This window comes from Eikenella sp. HMSC071B05, from assembly GCF_001811325.1.
Lineage (GTDB): Bacteria > Pseudomonadota > Gammaproteobacteria > Burkholderiales > Neisseriaceae > Eikenella > Eikenella corrodens.
The window spans coordinates 24,950-45,062 of record NZ_KV804547.1 but is presented as its reverse complement, the minus strand read 5'-3'; the positions used below and the strand labels follow the sequence as shown (position 1 = coordinate 45,062).

General features: G+C 59.4%; 16 protein-coding genes. 13 read left to right on the top strand and 3 right to left on the bottom strand.

From position 1 onward, the window contains the following. Window positions 1–31: 31 nt before the first annotated feature. Together HMPREF2796_RS04160 and HMPREF2796_RS11355 are read right to left on the bottom strand one after the other, a co-directional pair. Window positions 32–1,549, bottom strand: coding sequence for a polyamine aminopropyltransferase (locus HMPREF2796_RS04160; RefSeq protein ID WP_070631236.1), 1,518 nt, complete (start codon window positions 1,547–1,549; stop codon window positions 32–34). Between the two features lie 3 nt (window positions 1,550–1,552). Then, window positions 1,553–1,711, bottom strand: coding sequence for a hypothetical protein (locus tag HMPREF2796_RS11355; protein ID WP_168162812.1), 159 nt, complete (start codon window positions 1,709–1,711; stop codon window positions 1,553–1,555). A 158-nt stretch (window positions 1,712–1,869) separates the two neighbouring features. On the opposite strand from HMPREF2796_RS11355, the gene HMPREF2796_RS04155 reads away from it, so the two are divergent. The 5 genes from HMPREF2796_RS04155 to speD all read left to right on the top strand — a co-directional run bounded on the left by HMPREF2796_RS04155 (window position 1,870) and on the right by speD (window position 6,014). Next, window positions 1,870–2,268 carry a DUF350 domain-containing protein gene (locus HMPREF2796_RS04155; protein ID WP_023887633.1) on the top strand — a complete coding sequence of 133 codons (399 nt, stop codon included), beginning with the start codon at window positions 1,870–1,872 and terminating at the stop codon, window positions 2,266–2,268. Between the two features lie 172 nt (window positions 2,269–2,440). Next, on the top strand, window positions 2,441–3,490 hold the full coding sequence (locus HMPREF2796_RS04150) for an SPFH domain-containing protein (RefSeq protein WP_070631406.1): 1,050 nt from the start codon (window positions 2,441–2,443) through the stop codon (window positions 3,488–3,490). Window positions 3,491–3,582: 92 nt separating this feature from the next. Then, window positions 3,583–3,939 (top strand): hypothetical protein, encoded by a 357-nt coding sequence (locus tag HMPREF2796_RS04145; RefSeq protein ID WP_070631235.1) that lies wholly within the window; start codon window positions 3,583–3,585, stop codon window positions 3,937–3,939. A 9-nt stretch (window positions 3,940–3,948) separates the two neighbouring features. After that, window positions 3,949–5,508, top strand: coding sequence for a DUF4178 domain-containing protein (locus tag HMPREF2796_RS04140; protein ID WP_070631232.1), 1,560 nt, complete (start codon window positions 3,949–3,951; stop codon window positions 5,506–5,508). Between the two features lie 152 nt (window positions 5,509–5,660). Beyond that, window positions 5,661–6,014 (top strand): adenosylmethionine decarboxylase, encoded by a 354-nt coding sequence (speD, locus tag HMPREF2796_RS04135; protein WP_070631231.1) that lies wholly within the window; start codon window positions 5,661–5,663, stop codon window positions 6,012–6,014. A 180-nt stretch (window positions 6,015–6,194) separates the two neighbouring features. On the opposite strand, the gene sstT is transcribed toward speD, so the two are convergent. Next, a complete protein-coding gene (gene sstT, locus HMPREF2796_RS04130; RefSeq protein WP_070631229.1) occupies window positions 6,195–7,436 on the bottom strand; it encodes a serine/threonine transporter SstT in 1,242 nt (413 codons plus the stop codon). Window positions 7,437–7,825: 389 nt separating this feature from the next. Between sstT and HMPREF2796_RS04125 the strand changes: the two genes are divergently transcribed. From HMPREF2796_RS04125 to lptG, 8 genes are all read left to right on the top strand, one after another. After that, window positions 7,826–9,667, top strand: coding sequence for an autotransporter assembly complex protein TamA (locus HMPREF2796_RS04125; protein ID WP_070631227.1), 1,842 nt, complete (start codon window positions 7,826–7,828; stop codon window positions 9,665–9,667). Further along, window positions 9,668–13,564: a translocation/assembly module TamB domain-containing protein gene (locus HMPREF2796_RS04120; RefSeq protein ID WP_070631225.1), complete on the top strand. Its 3,897-nt coding sequence runs from the start codon at window positions 9,668–9,670 to the stop codon at window positions 13,562–13,564. Between the two features lie 250 nt (window positions 13,565–13,814). Beyond that, window positions 13,815–15,119, top strand: coding sequence for a tetratricopeptide repeat protein (locus HMPREF2796_RS04115; protein WP_083308641.1), 1,305 nt, complete (start codon window positions 13,815–13,817; stop codon window positions 15,117–15,119). Between the two features lie 39 nt (window positions 15,120–15,158). Next, window positions 15,159–16,427, top strand: coding sequence for a lipid IV(A) 3-deoxy-D-manno-octulosonic acid transferase (waaA, locus tag HMPREF2796_RS04110; RefSeq protein ID WP_070631223.1), 1,269 nt, complete (start codon window positions 15,159–15,161; stop codon window positions 16,425–16,427). A 238-nt stretch (window positions 16,428–16,665) separates the two neighbouring features. After that, window positions 16,666–17,130 (top strand): hypothetical protein, encoded by a 465-nt coding sequence (locus HMPREF2796_RS04105; protein ID WP_141749148.1) that lies wholly within the window; start codon window positions 16,666–16,668, stop codon window positions 17,128–17,130. A gap of 114 nt (window positions 17,131–17,244) precedes the next feature. Beyond that, a complete protein-coding gene (locus HMPREF2796_RS04100) occupies window positions 17,245–17,601 on the top strand; it encodes a RidA family protein (RefSeq protein WP_070631218.1) in 357 nt (118 codons plus the stop codon). Between the two features lie 316 nt (window positions 17,602–17,917). Further along, a complete protein-coding gene (lptF, locus tag HMPREF2796_RS04095; RefSeq protein WP_070631216.1) occupies window positions 17,918–19,030 on the top strand; it encodes an LPS export ABC transporter permease LptF in 1,113 nt (370 codons plus the stop codon). Then, window positions 19,027–20,097 (top strand): LPS export ABC transporter permease LptG, encoded by a 1,071-nt coding sequence (lptG, locus tag HMPREF2796_RS04090; RefSeq protein WP_070631214.1) that lies wholly within the window; start codon window positions 19,027–19,029, stop codon window positions 20,095–20,097. Before lptF ends, lptG begins: the two co-directional genes overlap by 4 nt. The last annotated feature ends 16 nt before the right edge of the window (window positions 20,098–20,113 follow it).

The window sequence follows — 20,113 nt, the reverse complement described above, 5'->3', positions numbered from 1 at the left end:
AGGCTACCTGAAACTTTCAGGTAGCCTTTTCTCAGCGCATCACATTGCGCCAATCTTGTTCGAAATAATGCACCAGAATCTGCGTGTTCAAATAGTTCGGCTGCACATCGCGGCGGGCCATGTCGGGCGGGAAGCGGAACATTTCGGCGGCGGTGTCGGCATTCAAAAAGCGGGTGGGCACGCTAAATTGCGTGGGTACGGGAAAATCGGGCTCAAGGGCGGCCAGCACAAAGCCCCATTCGCCGAAGGAGGGCACATACACATGATAGGGCGCGGTGGCGAGCCCGGCGGCCTCCAGCGTGGCCACCACCGACCAATAGGCGTTCGGGGCGAAATAGGGCGAGGTGGATTGCACCACGATTTTGCCGCCGGGCGCGAGATGCCGCGCCACCAGCCGATACATGGGCACGGAATAGAGCTTGCCCAGCGAGAAGTTGGAGGGATCGGGCAGGTCGATGATGATGACGTTGAACTTTTCTTGCGCCTGCTCCAGCCATTTGGCGGCGTCGTCGTTCACCACGCGCACTTTGGGGCTGGCGAGCGAACCGGCGTTGAGGCGGCTTAATTCGGCGGAGGTGCGGAAGGTGCCGGTCATTTGCGGGTCGAGGTCGACCAGGGTGATGCCCTTTACTTGCTGATATTTCAGCACTTCGCGCGCGGCCAGGCCGTCGCCGCCGCCCAGAATCAGCACGTTTTGCGCCTGCCCGCCCACCATCTGCATGGCGGGCAGCACGAGGGCTTCGTGGTAGCGGGCTTCGTCGCGCGAGGAGAATTGCAGGTTGCCGTTGATGTAGAGGCGCAGGTCGTCGTGCCATTTGGTGATCACCAGGCGCTGATAGGGCGAATGGCTTTCATACACCACCGGATCGCCGAAATAGCTTTGTTCGGCCAGAAAGGTGATGCGGTTGGCGGCAGCGAAGGCGGCCAGCAGGCAGGCCAACACGATGCCGCCGCGCAGCTGGATAGCGCGATAACGCGGCAGCTCCGCCTTGAAGGCGCGCGCGGTAAGCACGGCCACGGCGGCGTTGAGCAGGCCGAACAGCAAGGCGGAACGCGCCATGCCCAGCCGGGGCGCGAGCACTAGCGGGAACAGCAGCGACACGGCCAGCGCACCCAAATAATCAAACGTCAGCACCTTGGCCACCAAGTCTTTAAAATCGGCCTGCCGCCGGTTCAACACCCGCATCACCAGCGGGATTTCCATGCCCACCACGATGCCCACCACCAGCACCAGCGCATACAGCAGCGTGCGGAACGGCGCGGCAGCCAGCCCGAACACCACAAACAGCACCAAGGCCGACACGCCGCCGATGATGCCCACCAGCAATTCGATTTCGATAAAGCGTGAAAGCGCGTCTTCATCGCGGATGTATTTGGTGAGGTGTGCGCCGATGCCCATGGCGAAGAGGTAGAGGCCGATGATGGAGGAAAACTGCAAAATGCTGTCGCCCAGCAAATAGCTGGCCAGCGCGGCAATGATCAGCTCGTAGGCCAGCCCGCAGCTGGCAACGATGAAGACGGAGATAATGAGGGTGCGGTCGGGTTTCATGTTTCAGGTAGCCTTGATGATGGGCTGGATTATATAGCTAAAGCCATACCTTTTTTCATCAGCCCGTAGCTGCCTTTCTTCTGTTGCCTTTTCTTGGGAGCCGCCAACCAACAGAAGTGCTCGTGCGGCATGATGCATAAGGGCAAACAGGGTGCGAATCATGAAGGCTACCTGAAATTCAGTAAGCCGCCTAAAACCTAAATTTTGCTTCATAAATAAAACGGCAAAGCAGGATGAACAACCGGCATTTGTATGGCATAATCAGCCGCATATCGCCGCTGCTGCGGTTTCTCTTTCCACCCTGATTGCAAAGGCAACCCATGAGCATTTCCCTGCAACAATATCTGTCGTATCTGCAATACCTGGCCGTGGGCCTGGGCATGACTGCGCTGTTTTCCGCCGTGTATCTGCGCATCACCCCGGCCGACGAATTGAAGCTGATTAAAAACGGCAACCTGGCCTGCGCGCTTTCCTTCGGCGGCGCACTCATCGGCTTTTGCCTGCCCTTGGCTTCCAGCATCACCCACAGCGTCGGGCTTTTGGATTTCGTGCTCTGGAGCTGGGCGGCCGCGGCAATTCAGATTGTGGTGTATTTCGCCGCCACCCGCCTCGTGCCCGATGCCGCCGGCGAGCTGGCCGGCAACAATGTGGCGGTGGGCGCACTTTGTGCCGTGATTTCCGTGGCGGTGGGGCTGCTTAACGCCGCCTGTTTGGTGTAGCAACGCGTACACAAAACAGGCTACCTGAAATTTGGTTTTGCCGGAATTTGCCCCATTTTAGCTGCGCAGTAATTCGGCCTTGGCCGCGCCAAGGTATTTGGCTGCCCCGTTGCAGCTATGCTTTCAGGTAGCCTTCCCCTTCTCCCTATCCATCAAGAAAGGAATCCCCATGCTGGGCAATTTCATCAAGAAGCAGTTTATCGACGTTATCGAATGGCCGAATCCCGAAGAAGGGCTGCTGATGTGGCGCTTCCCCGTGGCCGACCAGGAAATCCAAAACGGCGCCAGCCTCACCGTGCGCGAAGCGCAGGCCGCCCTGTTTGTGGACGAAGGCAAAGCCGCCGATGTGTTCCACCCCGGCCGCTACACGCTCACCACCCAAACCCTGCCCATCCTCACCAACCTGAAAAACTGGGATAAATTATTCCAGTCACCCTTCAAATCCGACGTTTACTTCTTCAACACCCGCCAGCAGCTCGCCCGCCGCTGGGGCACTTCCCAGCCGGTTACCGTGCGCGATGCCGATTTCGGCGTGATCCAGCTGCGCTCCTTCGGCATGTATGCCTACCGCATCAGCGATCCCGCCGCCTTCTTCCGCGAAGTCACCGGCGTGGGCGCTTCCTACAGCGGCGAGCAGCTCGAACAGCAGCTGCGCAACCTGGCCATGACCCAGCTGGCCGCCGCCTTCGGCACTTCCGGCATCCCCTTCCTCGATATGGCTGCCAACCAAGTGCTGCTGTCGCAGAAAATGAACGAGCTGTTGCTGCCTGAGTTTGCCAAACTCGGCCTCACGCTGGAAAACTTCACCGTGGAAAGCGTGACCCTGCCCGAAAACGTGCAAAAAGCGCTGGACAGCAAAATGTCGATGGGCATCATCGGCGACATGGGCAAATTCACCCAATACCAAACCGCCACCGCCATCCCGATGGCCGCGCAAAACGAAGGCGGCATCGCCGGCATCGGCGCCGGTCTCGGCGTGGGTGCCGGCATCGGCCAGGCCATGGCCGGCGCGATGGGCGGCATGATGCAGCCCCAGCAGCCTGCCCAAGCTGCGCCCGCTCCAGCTGCCCAGCCTGCCGCTCCGGCTGCTCCCGCCGCCCCCTCTGCTGAAGACCCGCAAGCCAAACTGGCCAAGCTCAAAACCCTGCTCGACGGCAACCTGATTTCTGCCGAAGACTACGAGAAGGCCAAAGCCGAAGTGCTCAAACAGCTGATTGGTTGATCAGCTGAGGCTACCTGAAAGCGTCATCCGTAAAGCTTTCAGGTAGCCTCGAACGCGGCTCAAAGGCTACCTGAAAGCCAAATCCCACCATCATGCCAACCACAAACCCCGTACAAGTCATCGCCAAACATCTGCAAACCCGGCCCAGCATTCTCGATTTTGCAGAGGAATTGCAAACCATTGCCGACTTGCAGGCCGTTGCGCCCGAGCAGGCTGCCGCCGATTGGGATGCGTTCAGCACCGTGGTGAGCCGCCTCCGCGATTCGCACCAAATCAACGGCATTTTCTGCCTGACGCCGCAAAACCAGCCTGTCTTTCTCGAGTTTGCAGGCTACCTGAAAACTGTTGCCAGTATTGCAGGCCAAGATGCCGCCCCTTTGTGCGACGGCTTCGATCTAACAGCCGCCGAGATTGCCGCTAAATTTGCCGCCAAACCGCCCGCCCCTTAGGAACCCATCATGAGCGAACCCTTCTTTAAAACCGACTGCCCCAGTTGCGGCGCGCCCGTGCACGCGCACTCGGCCACAGCGGTTACGCTGGTGTGCGGCTTCTGCCACAGCCTGTTGGTGCGCCAGGGCGCAGGCATCATCGACAGCGGCCGCGATTCCGCCCTGTTGGAAGACTTCAGCCCGCTGCAAATCGGCACCTCCGGCACGTTTGCCAACCGCCCGTTTGCCATCATCGGCCGCCTGCAGGCCAAATACGATGCCGGCATGTGGAACGAGTGGTATGTGCAGTTTGAAGACGGCGGCAACGGCTGGCTCTCCGAATCGGGCGACCAATACGTCTTCACCCTGCCCGCTGCCGAGTCCTTGCAGGAAATCCCGGAATTTTCCGGCCTGGTGGCCGGCCGCAGCAGCCTGATATACCGCAACAAACGCTTTTGGGCGGCCGACGTGCGCGATATTGTGCTGGAGCAGGCCGCCGCACAGGGCGAGCTGCCCTTTGCCGTGCCGCCGCAGATGAAAAACCAAGTGGCCGACTGGCGCTGCGAACAAATTTTCCTCACGCTGGATTATGCTTCCTCCCCACCCGAAGTGTTTGTGGGGCAAGGCGTGAAGCTGGCCGACTTACAACTTGGCAATACGCGCAGCAGCGAGCAGGTGGCCGATAGCGCCGGCCGGCTCAAAGGCACACGCCAAGCCGAAAGCTGCCCGAACTGCGGCTCGCCGGTGCAATGGATTACCGGTCTCACGCCTTCCATCCTCTGCCCCAGCTGCGGCAGCAACCTGGATGCCACAGAAGGTAAGCTGGAATTGCTGGAAGCCAACAATAGGCGTGAGGCGCAGGCCGATGCGTTCACCCTGAAAATCGGCTCGGAAGCCCGCATTAACAACCGCACCTACACCCTCATCGGCGCGGTGCGCAAAGACGAATTAGAGCCGGAAGACGCGTTCAATCTGATGTTCGGCCAAAAGCCCCTCGGCATCGTGCCCGTTGGGCGCTGGACGGAATACCTGCTCTTCGAGCCTCAAGCCGGCTTTATGTGGCTGGTGGAAAGCGGCGACGGCGAATGGAGCGTGTCGGAAACGCTCAACGTGTGGCCGCGCCTGTATGGCGATTTGTTCCAACCGCAGGGCCTGCCCAAACTCTACGACTACGGCGGCCGCGTGGTCTTGGCTGCCGGTGCATTCTACTGGCATATCCGCCAAGGCGACGTGGATTTCTACAGCGACTACCGCCACAACAGCAACGGCAAGCTCTGCGCCGAATCCAACCGGCACGAAGCGGCCTGGAGCCAAAGCACCACCATTCCCTATCGCACCGTGTTCGAGTGGTTTGGCATAGAGAGCAACATCCCGCAATACAGCGCCAATATGAATGCAGATCGCCCGTCAACCGGGCTGATGACACTGCTGATAATCGTGTTTGTCATTATCAACGTGCCGGCGTGGTTGAATATGCTGGCTTCGGAAGAGGATATATCTCTGGCCGCGATGCTGTCGATGATGGTGCTGTATTTTCTGGGCAAACGCGGTAATGTGTTCAGTAGCGATGACGACGACGACGATGAGTGAAATAAAATGTCGAGAAATACTTATTTGATTTTCAGCATCATAGCTATGCTAGCCAGTACCTTTTACAACTACAGCTTCATGGGCAGCAGCAGCGGCAGCCGTTCCTACAACGGTTCGCGCGTGGGCGGAGGCTATTCTTCAGGATGGCATAAATGAGCCACAGCCCCGGCAGCCACGGCCTGCTTGATTTATACGGCTGCCCGCCCGAATTGCTGCGCAACGAAGGCTATCTGAAAACCACATTGGAGCACACCGCCCGCCACATCGGCGCCACCGTGCTCGAAAGCCGTTTCCACACCTTCGGCGGCGAAGGCGGCGTAACCGGCGTGCTGCTCTTGGCCGAATCCCACCTCAGCATCCACACCTGGCCCGAACACGGCTTCGCCGCCATCGACATCTTCCTCTGCGGCCGCCTACGGCCTGAAGCGGCGAAAGAAACACTGCAACATGCTCTGAAAGCCGAACGCAGCGTTTGGCAAACCCATCCGCGCGGCAGCGGGCTATAAGGCTTGCCACAGATAAGTGGCGGGAGGAAGAAAGGCTACCTGAAACCTTAAACAGGTTTCACTCTTAACCATGTGCTTGACTAAATAGCGCAGTAGCAACGTACCCTACCTGGTTTGCCCGATAACAAAAAGGCTACCTGAAAATTTTCAGGTAGCCTTTTCAGCATTCAAATCAAACCATCAACGTTTGTGCGCCTGATCCACGGCAGCGGTGAAGAGCACGTCGGTAGAGGAGTTGAGGGCGGTTTCGGCGGAGTCTTGAATCACGCCGATGATGAAGCCCACACCCACCACCTGCATGGCGATGTCGTTGGGGATGTTAAACAGGCTGCAGGCCATGGGAATCAGCAGCAGTGAGCCGCCGGCCACGCCGGATGCGCCGCAGGCACCGATGGAGGCAATCACGCTCAGCAGCAGTGCCGTCCAGAAATCCACGGCGATGCCCAAGGTGTGTACCGCGGCCATGGTGAGCACGGTGATGGTGATGGCGGCACCGGCCATGTTGATGGTGGCGCCCAGCGGGATAGACACGGAATAAGTGTCTTCATGCAGGCCGAGTTTTTTCGCCAAAGCCATGTTCACCGGGATATTGGCGGCAGAAGAGCGGGTGAAAAAGGCGGTTACGCCGCTTTCACGCAGGCAGGTAAACACCAGCGGGAAGGGGTTGCGGCGGGTTTGGGTGAACACAATGATGGGGTTCACCACCAGTGCCACAAACAGCATCGCGCCCAACAATACGGCCAACAGGTGCAGATAGAAGCCCAGTTTGTCGAAGCCTTCTTTCACGATGGTAACCAGCACCAGCCCGAAAATGCCCAAGGGGGCGAAGCGGATAACGCCGCGCACCACTTTGGAAATGGCTTCGGCCACATCGTTGATCAGCGTGCGGGTTTGTTCGCTGGCTTGGCGGAACGCCGTGCCGAGCACCAATGCCCAGGCAAGGATGCCGATGTAGTTGGCATTGGCCAGTGCCTGAATCGGATTGGACACCAGGTTCATCAACAGGTGGCGCATCACCTCGCCGATGCCGGTGGGCGCTTCATTGCTGGCTGCTTCCACACCGCTGAGCAAGAGCTGCGAGGGGAACATGAAGCTCGCACCAACGGCCACCACGGCAGCGGCAAACGTGCCCACCAAATACAGCACCAAAATCGGGCGGATATTAGTGGGGTTGCCGCTGCGGTGCTGCGAGATGGCGGAAGTGACCAAGGCAAACACCAAAATCGGCGCCACTGCTTTGAGCGCGCCCACAAACAGGCTGCCCAAAATCGCACCGATTTCCACCACCGCGCCGGCAGCGGCAGTGTTGCGCACCAGTACGCCCACCAAAATGCCGAGCACGAGGCCGATGGCAATCTGCGTTACCAGCCCCAGGCTGGTGAAAAAGCCAAACGGGCTTTTCCTTTGAGTGTTGTTTTGCATACAAATCCCTAGGTTGTGTGGTTGTCTATAGCCAAAGCCCCGTGCTTGTTAACGCATCAGCCTACTTCAGCCATGGTTCCGGGTGGAAAAAGTTCAGTCTAACAGAAACGAACGTATCAGCACAAATATTTACTGACAGTGCTTCCTCACGCAAGCTGCCTGTGGCGGAGTGGGCGCGTTTTTCAGGTAGCCTTTGGGCGGATAGAGGCTACCTGAAACACACAACAACAGACCGTTTGGATAATCAAACTCAACCATCCCTTTCAGGTAGCCTTGGCCGCCTGGATTTCTTTTGCCTGCCTTTACTATAAAACGTAAGGCAAAAATGCTAATATGCCGCCGTTTGCCGCACACACACCGGCCTGATGTTTACCGATTGCAGATTGCCCATGAAAACCCCTTTATTTCCCCTTGCCGTAATTGCCGCCCTGCTGATGAGCCTGCCTGCCCGTGCCGACGGCAAGGCGGGGGAGGCAGCTGCCAATTCGGTGCAAAAAAATAAAGAAAAAGAATCGATCGAGCAGCCCGCCACGGCCAAACCGGACAAACTGCCTTTCCCCATTTCCATCGATGCGCCGGCCGATTTGGCCGCACTGTTGCGCGAGCATCTTTCCATTATCAACCGCCAAACCGAGCCGGATGCGGATATTGACCAAGAACAAATGCAGTTTTTGGCCGAAGAAGCGCCAGACGAAATCAAACAGATCGTGCGCTCGCAAGGCTATTTCCGCGCCGATATTCAGGTAGCCCCGCACGGCCGCGGCTGGCGCATCACGGTAAAACCCGGGCCGCGCACACAGGTGAGCGATGTGGAAGTGTCGATTGTGGGCAAGGTGTTGGAAGACGGCGAACTGGCCACCTACTATAAACGCGCTATGGCCAACTGGGCCTTGCCGGTGGGTCAGCCGTTTGTGAACAGCGAGTGGAGCAGCAGCAAAGACTCGGTGCTCTCCGCCGTGCGCCGCTATAAATATCCGCTGGCCTCGCTCACCGAAAGCCGCGCCACCATCAACCCGCAAACCAGCCAAGCCGTGCTCTCTGTGAGCGTAGACAGCAAACAGCCGGTGTATTTCGGCGATATTCAAGTGAGCGGCAACGAGCGTTACCCTGCCTCGGTGATTACCGGCATGGCGCAGTTTAAGCCCGGCGAACCCTACGATTTCGATAAAATCCTGGATTACCAACAGGCGCTAGAACAAGACAGCCACTACAGCCGTGCGCAGGTGGAGGCCGATTTTTCCAAAATGGTGGACGACCGCGTGCCGCTGTTGGTGTCGGTGAGTGAAGTGCCGCGCCAGAAATTCGATATCGGCCTGCGCTACGACTCCAAAGACGGCCCCGGCATCCGCCTGGGCTACGAGCACTACAATGTGTTCAACCGAGGCTATGTGTTTGCCGGCGCCGCCGACGTGAACCGCTACGAAAAAAGCGCCAGCATCGGCCTGAGCCAGCCGCGCAACAGCAACGGCTGGTATTGGACGGGCAACATCGCCTACAACAGCTCCACCACACAGAAACTGGATAAAAACACCCTGCAATCCGGCATCTGGCACGTGCGCGACCGCGACGGCATCGAAGCGCGCTTCGGGCTGGAATACATCACCGAATCACGCCACGTTGTGGGTGGCCCCGACTTTGGCCGCAGCAATGTGCTGATGCTCACTGCCGCCTGGCGCCGCCAAAACATCGAAACCCTGCTGCGTCCGGCCAACGGCTATTATTTGGAAGGCAAGGTAGGCGCCACCGTCGGCTCACTCGGCTCGTCCGCCGTTGTGCAGCGCGTGCACGGCCGCGCCGGCTACTATTTCACGCCCGAAGAACACAAAACCATCGGCACCTTCATCGCACGCGGCGAACTGGGCTACACCCATTCCAACCAAGATTTGGATGTGCCCTCCGTATTACTGTTCCGCAGCGGCGGTGCCAACAGCGTGCGCGGCTACGAGCAAGACAGTATCGGCCTGAAAGGTCCGAATAATTCCGTGCTGCCCGACCGCGCCTTGGCCGTGGCCAGCTTCGAATATCAAAAACCGATCGGCAAAAACTTCGCGCTGGCGCTGTTTCACGACATGGGCTCGGTGAGCCACAACTTCACCAACATGAACTGGCATCACGGCAGCGGCGTCGGCCTGCGCTGGTTTAGCCCGATTGCCCCCTTCTCCTTCGATTTGGCCTACGGCCACCAAGACCGCAAACTGCGCTGGCACATCAGCCTGGGAACCCGATTCTAAATGACCGACACCGCACTACCCGTTGATTCCGACACCCTGCCGCCCGAAGCTGAAAATGAAGCCGCTGCCGGCAACACCCCGCCGAAAAAGCCACGCCGCCGCTGGCTGCGCCGCCTGCTTTCCGCCTTTTTGCTGCTGCTCACGCTTTTGGTGGCCGCCGTGGTGTGGCTGGTGGGCACCGAATCCGGCCTGCGTTTCGGCATCACCAAAATTCCTGCCTGGTTCGGTGTGAACATCAGCGTGAAGGAATTGAACGGCAGCCTGTGGCGCGGCTTTCAAGGCAGCGGCATTCAGGTAGCCACCGAGGGCACCGATTTAGACATCAGCAGCGTGGCGCTGCAATGGCAGCCCAATGAATTGTGGCACCGGCAGCTGCACGTCAACCGCCTGGCCGCCGGCGACATCCGAATCATCAGCAAACCCACCCCGCCCAAAGAAGACCGCCCGCCGATGAGGCTACCTGAAAGCGTGGATTTACCCTTGGGCGTACAGATCGAGAAAATCGAAGTCGGCCGCATCCTGCTGGGCAAAAGCAACAACCCGGTGGTGGAATCCGGCGCGGTCAGCTACCAGTTCGACCACCAAAACCACAAGCTCAACATCGTTTCCCTGCGCCTGCCCTGGCACAATTTCAGCGGCAACGCCACGCTCAACACCGCCACGCCCTTCAAACTCGACGGCCAAATCGTGGGCAGCGGCGAGCTGGACGGCAAACAGGCCGACAGCGCCATCGCCATGAACGGCAGCCTGCAAAACCCCGAGCTGCTCGTCCAGCTGGACAACGGCGATTCCCATTTTGCCGTAAACGGCAAACTGCGCCCCTTCGAGCCGCTGCTCAACCGCAAAATCGTCAACCTCAACATCGACGGCCGCCAAATCAACCCCGAATGGTTCGATCCCTCCCTGCCCGCCGCCGATTTGGTGTTCAACCTCGCGCTCAATCCCGCCGAAGAAGCCGACACCCTCGCCGGCCTGCTCGAAGTGCGCAACCAAGCCCCCGCACCCATCAACGGCAACGGCATCCCCGTAGCCGGCATCAACGGCAAACTCAAAGTGGACACCAGCGGCAAACTGCATCTGGACAATGTCGATACCGAGCTGGCCGCCGGCGGCCGCATCACTTTCAACGGCAACATCGACAGCGCCAACCAAAACATGGCCGTAGATGCCGCCGTGCAGCAATTCAAACTGCAAGACATCCTCAAACAAAAGCTCGACCTCAGCCTAGACGGCGACATCAAGCTTTCAGGCAGCCTTGGCAGCCCGCAGGCCGATTGGCAGCTTAAAGCCGGCCAAACCGCCACCAGCGGCACCTTCCAGCTGCTCACCGACAAAACCAACCGCCAGCGCAGCATCAGTCTGCAACAAGTGAAAATCACCCCCGCAAACGGCGGCGAAATGCAAGGCGAAGCCCTGCTCGAGCTCTTCCAAGGCCGCAAAATCACCGCCCGCGTTAACAGCACCCGCTTCAACCCCGCCGCCGTGCTGGCCGATTTGCCGCAAGGCAGCGTGAACGGCAGCGTGAAGCTCGACGGCAGCCTCGGCCAAAACCCCGATTTGCACCTCCTGCTCGATTGGCAAAACAGCCAGCTCTCCGGCGCACCCCTCGCCGGCAAGGCCGATTTGCGTTATCAAAACGACCACCTGCCCAAAGCCGACCTCCACCTTTTGCTCGGCCGCAACCGCATCCACGCCGACGGCAGCTTCGGCAAAGCGGGCGACCGCCTCAACCTCGACATCGACGCGCCCAACCTCAACCTCTTCGGCTTCGGCCTCACAGGCTACCTGAAAGCCCAAGGCTTCCTTTCCGGCGACCCCGCCAAGCTCACCGCCGACCTGCGCGGCCACGCCGACGGTCTGGCCGTGCAAAACGCCGTGCGCATCGACCGCCTCGATTTCGACCTCAAAGGCTCGCCCGATCTCAACCAGCCGCTCAACATCAAGCTCGACGGCCGGAAAATCCACATCGGCAGCACCCAAATCGACAACATCAACCTCAACGCCAACGGCAGCGGCAAAAGCCACAGCATCACCGGCAACAGCAGCCTCAGCCTCAGCGGCAAGCCCTTCCGCCTCAACCTGGCCGCCAACGGCGGGCTGAACAATGAGCAGCAGTGGAACGGCCGCATCGGCCAACTCGACATCAGCGGCGCCTTCAACCTCAAGCTGCTCAACCCCATCCAAATCGAAGCCGGCGCCAAACGCGTGCGCCTCGACAACGCCCGCTGGGCAGCCATGGGCGGCAGCCTCAATCTGCAAACGTTCATGTGGGAAAAACAAACCGGCATCAGCAGCAAAGGCAACGCCACCAATCTGCACCTGCAAGAACTGGACAACCTGATCGGCCTGGGCAAAGACGACAAATCCGTCAAGCTGCAGCTCGTAGTGGCCGGCGATTGGGACTTGCGCTACAGCCGCGATGCCACAGGCTACCTGAAACTCACCCAGCAATCCGGCGACGTGGTTATCCCCTATCGCCAGCAGGCATTGGGCTTGAGCAACCTCGTGCTCGACACCCGCTTCCAAAGCGGCCGCATCGACAACCGCCTCACCGGCAAAACCCGCTATGGCACGCTCGACGCCTCCGTAGCCGTGAGCCAGCAGTTCGGCAACGCCATCAGCCAAGCCCCGATTAACGGTTACCTGAAACTCGACATCCCCGAGCTCGACGCCATCCGCAACCTCCTGCCCGGCGGCATGAGCGCCAAAGGCGCGCTCGCTATCGACACTACCGTGTCCGGCAATGTAGGCGAGCCCCGCCTCAACGGCACCGCCACCGGCAAAAACCTCTACTACCGCGACCGCAACACCGGCGTGATTTTGGATAACGGCAGCCTCAGCTCCCGCTTCCAAGGCCGAGACTGGGTGATCGACTCGCTCAAATTCACCCGCAAAGACGGCAACGTCGAGCTCAAAGGCCGCGTCAACCTCACCGGCACCACCCCCGATGTAGACGTCAACGCCCAGTTCGCCCGCTATCCCATCCTCGACAACCCCAACCGCAAGCTCACCCTCAGCGGCAACAGCCGCCTGCTCTACAACCCCGGGCGCGGCATGGCGCTAAACGGCGAGCTCAAAGTGGATAGCGGCCACTTCGGCTTCCAAAAATCCAGCATGCCCGGGCTGGATGACGACGTGGTGGTGCTCGGCGAAGAAAAACCCGCCGAAACCAGCACCGCCACCCCCATCGAGATGAACCTCACCCTCGATTTGAACGACAACTTCCGCTTCAGCGGCCAAGGGCTGGATGTGTTGCTCGGCGGCAAGCTCACCCTCAGCGCCCGGCCCAAAGAGAACGTGCGCGCAGTGGGCACGGTAAACATCGTGCGCGGCCAATACAAAGCCTACGGCCAAGACCTCGTCATCAATAAAGGCCACATTTCCTTCGTCGGCCCCATCGCCTCGCCCAACCTCAACCTGCGCGCCACCCGCAAATATTCCCCCGTGGGCGCCGGCGTGGAAGTGCTCGGCAGCCTCGACAACCCGCGCGTGAGCCTGGTATCCAACGAGCCGATGAGCGACAAAGACAAACTCTCCTGGCTCATCCTCGGCCGTGCCAGCAGCGGCAACGAAAGCGACGAAGCCACCGTGGCCGCCGCCGCCGGCGCCTTCCTGGCCGGCAACATCAACGACAAAATCGGCCTCCTCGACGACTTCGGCATGACCACCCGCCGCACCCGCAACACCCAAACCGGCGAGCTCAACCCGGCCGAACAAGTCATCACCTTCGGCAAGCGCATCACCAACGAGCTCTATCTGGGCTACGAATACAGCGTAACCAGCGCCAACCAGGCCGTGAAGCTGATCTGGCAGATCAACAGCACCCTGCAGGCCATCAGCCGCGTCGGCACCGACTCCGTGAGCGGCGAAGTGCGCTACACCATCCGCTTCGATTAAGCCGCCGTCCGGCCAAGCCGCCGCAAGATTTTGGCTTGGATAAAGTTTCAGGTAGCCTCCGCCAATGCGCGGAAGGCTACCTGAAAAACCAAAGCACCCAGCTGCCACCTTTTTTAGCTTCGCAGAAACTCCGCTTCGCTCCGTTTTCAGGTAGCCTCAACTATCTGAAAGGCTACCTGAAACCCCAACCCCGCTCTCCTAGGAGCGGAAGGCAAATCGCAGGTTTGCCTCAGCATTCATCGGACAAAATATGAACCGCCGTATCCAACTTCTTCTCGCCGCTTGCCTGCTGGCCGCATCATTAACCACAGCTGCCGCACCGACGGCCGAGCAGCGGCAGCAACTCAATCAGGCCTTTTCCGCCTATCAGCAACAAGACTACCGCCGCGCCCATGAGTTATTTTTACCGTTGGCACAGCAAGGCGATGCCACCGCTCAGCACAGCCTCGGCCTCTTGTATGCTGAGGGGGAAGGCGTGCCGCAAGACTATGTTCGTGCCCGCCACTGGTTTGAAAAAGCCGCTGCCCAAGGTGATGCTGTTGCACAATACAATCTTGGTGTCCTTTACAACCGTGGGCTGGGTGTAACTCGGGATTATGCCCGCGCCCGCCATTGGTTTGAAAAAGCTGCCGCTCAAGATTATGCCGATGCGCAATACAACCTTGGTTTCCTATATTACAACGGGTATGGTGTGCCGCAAGACTATACTCGCGCCCGCCACTGGTATGAAAAAGCGGCTGCCCAAGGTGATGCTGTTGCACAATACAATCTTGGTGTACTTTATAGACAAGGCTTAGGTGTACCCCAAAATTATGCCCGTGCCCGCCATTGGTATGAAAAAGCTGCTGCTCAAGGCTATGCTGCCGCACAACAGAGCCTCGGTCTGTTGTATGACCAAGGTCATGGTGTGCCGCAAGACTATGTCCGCGCCCGCCACTGGTATGAAAAAGCTGCTGCCCAAGGATTGGCTGCTGCGCAACACAATCTTGGCGTCCTTTACAACCGTGGGCTGGGCGTAACTCGGGATTATGCCCGTGCCCGCTATTGGTTTGAAAAAGCTGCCGCTCAAGAATTGACTGATGCCCAATATAATCTTGGTTTTTTATATTACAAAGGTCATGGCGTGCCGCAAGACTATGTCCGCGCCCGCCATTGGTTTGAACAAGCTGCTGCTCAAGGCTATGCTGTTGCCCAAGTCGGCCTTGGCGTCTTGTATGCAAAGGGTCGAGGCGTGCCGCAAGACTATGCCCGTGCCCGCTATTGGTTTGAACAAGCCGCAGCACAAGGGATGGCAGTAGCGCAATTCAACCTGGGTGTCTTTTACGAAAAAGGGCTGGGTGTAACTCAGGATTACGTCCGTGCCGGCCACTGGTATGAAAAAGCCGCGGCTCAAGGCTATGCTGCTGCCCAAGCCAACCTTGGCGTCTTGTATGCAAAGGGTCATGGCGTGTCGCAAGACTATGCCCGTGCCCGCTACTGGTTTGAGAAAGCGGCCGCCCAAGGGGACGGTCCCGCCCAATCTGCATTGCGCCTGCTGCAACGGGAAGGGCACTAGCCTGCCCCCGAAAGGCTACCTGAAACCCCTTATCCAATCATGCTCCCCATCCTCTACCGCCTGCTCACCCGTCTGCTCGGCCGCCCGCTGGCCCGCCACCTGCTCGCCAAACGCAGCCGCCGCTCCCCCGCCTATCTGCTACATCAAGGCGAGCGGTTTGGTGAGCCGCTGGATAATCCTGTGCAGCACGCCATTTGGGTGCACGCCGTGTCCGTGGGCGAAACCCGCGCCGCCATGCCGCTGGTGCAGGCTTTGCACCGCCGTTTTCCCGATGCCCCGCTGCTGCTCACGCAAATGACGCCCACCGGCCGCGCCACCGCCGAGAGCCTGTTTCCCGATGCCCAATGCCGCTATCTGCCCTACGACCACCCGGCTTGGACAGCCGCCTTCCTCGCCCAGCATAAGCCGCGTTTCGGCATCATCATGGAAACCGAAATCTGGCCGAACCTGCTGGCCGCCTGCCGCGCGGCCAATCTGCCTGTATTCCTGGCCAACGCCCGCCTCTCCGAGCAATCCGCGCAGGGCTACCGCCGCTGGCCGTCCCTGTTCGCCCCCGCCCTGCAATCCTTCCGCCGCGTGCTCGCCCAAACCGAAGCCGATGCCGAACGCCTGCGCGGCATCGGCGCGGGAAACGTGCTGGTGTGCGGCAACACCAAATACGACATCGTCCCGCCCGCAGCCATACACGGGCTGGCCGCGGCGTTTAAGCAACGCATCGGCGGCCGACCCGTTGTGGTATGCGCCAGCACACGTTTTCATCAAAACCAAGACGAAGCGCTGCTGCTGTTGCAAGAGTGGCGGCAGTATCAAGGCGATGCGCTTTTAGTAATCGTGCCGCGCCATCCCGAGCGCTTCGATGCCGTGGCCGAAGGCGCGGCGGCACTCGGCCTACGCGTGCAGCGGCGCAGCGACGAAGCCGCCGTGCGCCCCGACACGCAAGTGTGGCTGGGCGACAGCATGGGCGAGTTGTTCGCCTACTATCTGGCCGCCGATCTGGCCTTTGTGGGCGGCAGCCTGGTGGACACCGGCTGCCAAAACATCATCGAACCCATCGCCTGCGGCAAGCCCGCCCTGTTCGGCTACTCCACCTACAATTTCGCCGCCGCCTGCGCGGGCGCATTGGCCGCCGGCGCCGCGCTTCAGGTAGCCACCCCCGCCGAATGGTATGCCGCCGTACAGCACTGGCTGGCGAACCCCGCCGAACGCGAACGTTTCTCCGCTCAAGCCGCCGGCTTTATCCAAGCGCACCAAGGCGCCAGTGAACGGATTGCCGAAGCCGTGTGTGCGGCCTTGGACGAGGCTACCTGAAAACGGAGCGAAGCGAAGTTTCTGCGAAGCTATAGTGGATTAACAAAGACCAGGACTAGGCGGCGAGCCGCAGACAGTACACACGTTACGGCAAGGCGAGCCAACGCTGTACTGGTTTTTGTTAATTCACTATAAAACGCCAGCTTCAACGAAGTTAAATAAGGTTCCGAAGAGAGCTGGGTTTCTATGAAGCTAACGTTTCAGGTAGCCCCATAGCGTGATGTAGAAGGACGATTAAATGGAACAAAGTAAGCTGCAGACTACAGCTCCTGCCAAACCACCTCACCCGTGGCGGGTGCCGATGATTTACGCTCTATTGGGTGGGCCGTTGGGGGCGTGGCTGCTGGCTGGTTACTACTTATGGTTGCAAAACGGCTGGCTTGCCCAAGCCGGTTTGGCTGAAGTGATTGATGCAATGTGGGGATTGGTGCTGTGGGGATATGTGTTCGGCGGCATTCCCGCACTGCTGACCGGCCTGCTGTCCATGAGGCTGCGCCTGCGCCGCACGGCAAAAGGTGTGGCCTGCGCGGTGGTGATGGGCGCGGTGCTGTCATTGTTATGGTTTGTGGTAATAAACTGGGATGTCAGCACGTTGTATAGCAGCCCGCAAACATTGTTGATGAAAATGCCGGTTATAATGAGCTGCGGCGCGGCCAGCTCGCTGATTTTGTCGGCATTTCTGCCCAAACCGCAGCCGCAATAAATCGGGCATCCATGCCCTGCTGCTTACAGGCTACCTGAAAGCATGAGCCGCAATGAAATGAAGATTTTCAGGTAGCCTTTCCCCTATTTCCCGTTTCCAAAGAAAGGGCTTCCCATGCCTCTCCTCCATCATCTCCCCGCTGCGCGCTATTCCGAAGCCGTGGTGGCCAACGGTTTCGTTTTTCTCTCCGGCCAAGTGCCCACCAACCCCGAAGCCGATATCGAAGCGCAAACCGCCGATGTGCTCTCGCAAATCGACCGTGTTTTGGCCGACTGCGGCTCAGACAAGGCGCATATTTGCGAAGCGGTCATCTACCTGCCCGATATGGCCGACTACGCAGGCATGAACCGGGTGTGGGATGCCTGGGTAGCGCCCGGCAAAGCCCCTGCCCGCGCTTGTGTGCAGGCCGCGCTGGCGGATGCGGGCTGGAAAGTGGAAATCAAGATTACGGCGCTGCAGCGCACAGCATGACAGCAGCGGCCTTCTGCCGTACAATCCGCGCGGTTTCTGTTTATATGATTCGGGACTGTTGATCGCTACTGGTTTCCGCGTCTTTATTGCCCCAGCGGCATCTTCCGCGTTGGAAATCATCGCAAGGCGTCCAGCCTTACTGCGGTTTCCGCCTTGAATCTGCTGCCTTGGGGCAAAAATCCACTGGGAAAAGTGGTTGCCAGCAGCCCCTAAAGCATTTATCCCTTTTTGCAACGGTGCCTTGCCTTGTATGCAAGAGAGGCTTCAGCCAACAGTTGCTCCAGGCTACCTGAAACCGGCAAAACTACGGAACGATATGGTTTATCAGAGAAAATTCATTAAAGAAGTATCACAAACGGCGATGGGCGTATTCGTGCTGCTCTTGGCCACCTTGGTGGCGGTGCAGGCGGTGAAGCTGTTGGGCGGCGCGGCCGGCGGCAAGGTGGCGGCAGACGCGGTGGCCACGCTGGTGGCATTTTGGACGGTGGCGCTGATGCCCATCGTGCTCATCCTCACAGCCTATATTAGCGCGCTTACCGTGCTTTCCCGCTATTGGCGCGACAGTGAAATGGCGGTGTGGCTCTCGTCCGGCCTGTCGCTTTACGGCTGGATTAGGCCATTGATGGCGTTTGCCGTGCCTTTCGCCCTGCTCACGGCATTGGTGTCGATGCTGGTGATGCCGTGGGCGGATGCGCGCAGCCGCGAATTTGCCGAAGTGCTGAAGCGTCGGCAGGATACTTCCATGGTGCGCCCGGGCGTGTTTCAGGAGTTTAATAAAGAAGTGGCCGGAGTGTATTTTGTGGAAAAATTTGATGCAGGCAGCGGCGAAGCGAGCAATTTGTTTGTCCGCGAACTCAACCTCCAAGGGCGTGATACGCTGATCACTGCCGAGCGCGGCCGTTTTACCGAGACCGACAATAAGCGCACGCTAGAGCTGTTTAACGGCCGCCGCTATAGGGGCACGCCAGGTATGGCAGATTATGAGGAAATATCGTTCGAACGGCTGCATTTGGTAGTGGGTACCGCGCCCAAGCTGGTGCAGCGCGATATGCACCGCCGCACCGTGCCCACGGCCAAGCTGTGGGGCAACACCACCCCCGAATTGCGCGGCGAATTGATGTGGCGTATCACCATGCCGGTGAGCGTGCTGATTTTGTCGCTGTTGGCGCTGCCGCTTTCTTATATGGACAACCGTAGTAGGCGCAGCTACAGCCTGCTGATTGCGATAGGCGTATTTCTCTTGTATCAGAACGGACTGGCTCTGATACGTGATGCCATTGGCAACGGCAAGATTCCGCTGTGGCCGGGCTTGATTGTGCCACACCTTTTGATGCTGATGCTGGCCGTATTGCTGTTGCGCGTGCGCAGCCAGCCCTCCCGACCATTTTGGCAGGCTTTGCGACTAGCCTTGGGAGGCAAACCGACATGAAACTGCTCACCCGCTATCTGATCCGCCGCTTGGGCACAGCCACGTTGTATGCACTCTTGGCCTTAGTGGCGCTGTTCTCGTTTTTTGAAGTGATTAACGCCGTAGACGACGTGGGCGACGGCAACTACACCGTGCTCACCCTGATTCTGTATGTGGGTATGCGCCTGTTCGGGCATATGTATACCCTGCTGCCGCTGGCTGTGCTCATCGGCTGCCTGACCGCCTTGAGCCAGCTCGCCTCCGCCAGCGAATGGACGGTTATCCGCACCAGCGGCGCGTCGCTCAAGCGCATCATTACCACCGTGGCTTCGGTGGGCTTGCTGGCCGGGCTGTTCGGCGTGGCTTTGGGCGAATGGGTTGCCCCGTATATGGAACAACGCGCCGAGCGGCTGCGCCTGCATGCCGTGCAGCAAACCGTAAGCTTGGGTGGTGGTGGCCTGTGGTTTCGGCAGGGTAACGACAACATCAACGTGCGCGAAATGTTGCCCGACGGTCGCATGACCGGTATCCGCATCTACCGCTACAACCAACATGCCGCGTTGGAGTCTGCCTGGCACGCTGCCGAAGGCCGCGTAAACGGCAATGGCACTTGGACGCTCAAACAGGTGGCGCGCACCCACCTTACCGCTGAGCACTCCCAAACCGAGCAGCTTGCCAGCGTAGAATGGCCTAGCGATGTGGGTGTGGAGCTGCTCAGTGTGCTTTTGGTAAACGCCGACCAAATGTCGGCTCGTAGTCTGAAAATGTACATCGACCACCTGCAAAGTAATGGCCAGCAAACCACCGCTTATGTTACCGCTTGGTGGCGCAAGCTGCTCTATCCGCTGATTTGCACGGTGATGGCCTTGGTGGCGCTCGCCTTCACGCCGCAAAGCTCGCGCCACGGCAACATCGGCGTGCGCCTGTTTCTCGGCATCTGCCTCGGCCTCGCCTTCCACTTCGCCGGCCTGCTCTCCGGCTATGTCGCCCAACTCTCCAGCATGCCGCCCCTCGGCGCCGCCATCCTGCCCGGCACGGTGTTCGCTATTGCCGCCGCCTGGTTGATTAGGCGGCAGGAAGTGCGTTGAGAAAAGGCTACCTGAA